Source organism: Nereida ignava, from assembly GCF_001049735.1.
GTDB classification, from domain to species: Bacteria; Pseudomonadota; Alphaproteobacteria; order Rhodobacterales; family Rhodobacteraceae; genus Nereida; species Nereida ignava.
This window is the reverse complement of record NZ_CVPC01000049.1, coordinates 1-3,210: the sequence shown is the minus strand read 5'-3', so window position 1 is coordinate 3,210 and position 3,210 is coordinate 1. Positions and strand designations below refer to the sequence as shown.

The window sequence follows — 3,210 nt, the reverse complement described above, 5'->3', positions numbered from 1 at the left end:
ATGCACAGACGCAGTGAACGATGCATCCGCGCAAAGCACTGTGCTTCCTGATTTAAGGGTGTCATCTTGGGCGTTGCCGACTTTTAGTCCAGCTACATCGGTGATAAGATTAAGGGGACCGGTCTGCATGTTTCGCCTCATTTGATGTGCGGGAAGGAAGGGTCGGCGCAGCGGCCAGTAACGCGCGGGTATAGGGGTGTTTGGGGGACGTATAGACGTTTTCTGTCATGCCTTGTTCTACAATTTTGCCATCTTTCATCACCATCACGCGGTCCGTAATTGTCCGAACAACCGATAGATCGTGGCTGATGAAAAGATAGGCCAAATCGCGCGTGCGACATAGATCAGCCAATAGATCGAGCACCTGAGCGCGGACAGACACATCTAGCGCCGAGACGGCCTCATCGAAAATGATCAATTCGGGCTCAATAATTAGTGCGCGTGCGATGGCCAAACGCTGACGTTGCCCGCCTGAAAATTCGTGAATGTATTTCTGCGCATCGTCAGTGGCCAGACCCACATCGGTGAGGGCTTTGGCAACTGCCGTCTCGCGGGCTTGTCCGACCGGAGGGCGGTCCAGCAGGTGAAATGGCTCGGTGATCAGGCGCTCTACTTTGTGGCGGGGATTAAAGCTGCCGTAGGGATCTTGAAAGACCACCTGCATTTTGCGCCGGACCTTATGGTTCGGAGACTTGCCCGCAAAAACAGGCTCCCCGTCCAGGGTGATCCGTCCTGACTGCACATCCTCTAAGCCCAATATGGCGCGGGTCAGGGTGGACTTGCCGCACCCGCTTTCACCAACCAACCCAACTCTTTCGCCGCGGTTCAATTGAAAACTTACATCGCTTACAGCGCGGTGCTGGCCGCGCCTTCCGAACAGTCCTGTGCGGGCAGTAGGATAGTCGCGGACAACGCCTTCGACGGACAAAAGTGGTTGCGTTTTCTGCAAAGCAGGCAGGTTAACCTGATGGGTAGAGGCGGCCAAAAGTGCTTTGGTGTAGGGGTGCTGCATGTTTTGGAAAATGCGTTGCGTTTCACCCGCTTCAACAACTCGGCCGTTTTGCATGACAACAATCTGGTCAGCCATATTAGCGACCACGGCCAGATCATGGGTGATCATCATCAACCCCATGCCAAACTCATCCACCAAGCCTTTGAGCAGCTCTAGAATGGTCGCCTGAGTGGTTACATCAAGCGCGGTGGTAGGCTCGTCTGCGATCAGGAGTTTGGGCCGCAGAGCGATGGCCATCGCGATGACAACACGCTGGCGCTGCCCGCCGGATAACTCATGCGGGTAGCGTGTTAGCGGAAATCGGTCATTGGGCAGGCCGACGCGTTCAAGGGTTTGTGCGGCGCGTCGGTAAGCTTCGTGGCGTGTGGTTTTCTCGTGAATACGGATCGTCTCGCTGACTTGTACGCCGATGGTTTGAACCGGATTAAGGGCTGTCATCGGCTCTTGAAAAACCATGCCAACCTCGTTGCCACGCATGGTGCAAAGTTCAGCTTCAGACGTTTGTAGAAGGTCACGGTTCCCAAACTTAACCTGACCAGTTGTGTTAGCGCCCTGCGGCAACAGCCCCATGATGGCGAGGCTTGTGAGGGACTTTCCTGAACCACTTTCACCGGTAAGGGCCACAATTTCACCGGCCTCAATCTTTAACGCGATATTGTCCAAGATCGGTGTGCCGTTGATCGATAGGTTTAGGTTTTCAATTGCAAGCAGGCTCATGACCGCCCAACCCGAATACGTGGATCAAGCAGGTCGCGCAGGCCGTCTCCCATCAGGTTTAGCCCCAAAACAGTCAGCACAATTGCGCCGCCCGGGATCAGTGCCGTGTGCGGTGCGATACTGACGAGGGTTTGCGCATCAGCTAACATTCGCCCCCAAGAGGCGGTGGGTGGCTGTGCGCCCAGACCGATATAGGACAGGGCCGCTTCTGCCAGAATGCCAAGGCTGAATTGAATGGTGCCTTGTACGATCAGTAAGTTCGCCAAGTTGGGCAAAATGTGCTCAACCGAGATACGCGCGGCGGATTTACCGCTGACGCGGGCGGCCAAAATGAAGTCGCGTTCCCACAGGCTAAGCGCACCACCGCGGGTGAGGCGGGCAAAAACAGGGATGTTGAAAATGCCGATGGCGATGATTGCGTTGACCGCTGATGCCCCAAACACGGCCGTGATCAAAATGGCGATGACAAGGGATGGAAACGCAAAAATCAGGTCGTTTCCGCGCATGATGAACTCATCGATGAAATGACCACGCCGTGCGGCGGCCCACAACCCAAGGGGCACGCCCAAAACCATGCCGATGCCCACTGCCACAAGCGCCACAGCGATGGATGTTCGCGCGCCCATCATGATCATCGATAGGATGTCTCGCCCGAAGTGATCCGTGCCGAGCCAGTTTGCCGCGTTTGGGTTTTTGAGTTTGTTGCCCACGTCGAGGGTCAAAATGTCGTAGGGTGTCCACAGGAACGACAGTACTGCCGCAATCACAAAAATACCGCTGAGAACGGCGCCAATGATTAGCCCCCTCATGATCGCTGCCTTAGGCGCGGATCAACGGCGGCATAGGTCAAATCCACCAAGAAATTCACGATGATGACTGAGAACACCAGCAGCATCACAACGCCTTCGACAACGATCAGGTCCCGCGCAGATATGGCTTGGAAGATCAGCCGGCCCAAGCCCGGCAAGAAGAACACTTGTTCGATCACGATGCCACCTGCCAGCAAGAAGGAAAACTGAAGCCCCAAGATTGTCAGCACAGGAATTAGCGCGTTTCGAACTGCGTGCCGCCAAAGTGCTTGGCGTTTGCTGAGGCCCTTGGCGCGGGCCGTCCGGATGAAATCTTCGCCTAACATATCAAGTAATGATGAGCGCATAACGCGCGCAAGGATTGCCGCTTGGGGTAGGGCCAGTGCAATTGCTGGCAAGGTCAAGGATTTCAGTCCAAGCCAAAACCCCTTGTCCCACCCTACAAAGCCGCCTGCGGAAAACCACCGCAAATTGATTGCAAAGATCAATACAAGGATCATCGCAAACCAGAAATTGGGAATGGCCACACCAAGTTGTGTTGCGCCCATGATTGCCGTGTCGCCTGCACCGCCGCGGCGCGAGGCGGCAAAGATGCCTGCGGGGAATGCGATGAGTGTCGATAGAACCAGCGCGTAAACGGCGAGTGGCAGCGACACCCAAATGCGATCAGCG

At 55.5% G+C, this 3,210-nt stretch carries 3 protein-coding genes and 1 pseudogene; all 4 read right to left on the bottom strand.

The genetic code is table 11. The features are described from left to right. Nucleotides 1-129: pseudogene (locus tag NIG5292_RS15220) on the bottom strand (P1 family peptidase); the annotation flags it as partial. Next, entirely contained in the window at nt 110-1,729 is a 1,620-nt protein-coding gene (locus NIG5292_RS14210) for an ABC transporter ATP-binding protein (protein ID WP_048600198.1), read from the bottom strand. The pseudogene NIG5292_RS15220 and the gene NIG5292_RS14210, both read right to left, overlap by 20 nt. Beyond that, nucleotides 1,726-2,541 (bottom strand): ABC transporter permease, encoded by an 816-nt coding sequence (locus NIG5292_RS14205; RefSeq protein WP_048600197.1) that lies wholly within the window; start codon nt 2,539-2,541, stop codon nt 1,726-1,728. The genes NIG5292_RS14210 and NIG5292_RS14205 overlap by 4 nt, the downstream gene beginning before the upstream one ends. Further along, nucleotides 2,535-3,210: ABC transporter permease (locus NIG5292_RS14200; protein ID WP_048600196.1), on the bottom strand; the 676-nt coding region annotated here is incomplete at its 5' end. The genes NIG5292_RS14200 and NIG5292_RS14205, both read right to left, overlap by 7 nt.

What these genes read in the sequence shown, in the direction of transcription:
- NIG5292_RS14210 (WP_048600198.1), bottom strand. Translation starts at nt 1,729, where the DNA reads ATGAGCCTGCTTGCAATTGAAAACCTAAACCTATCGATCAACGGCACA.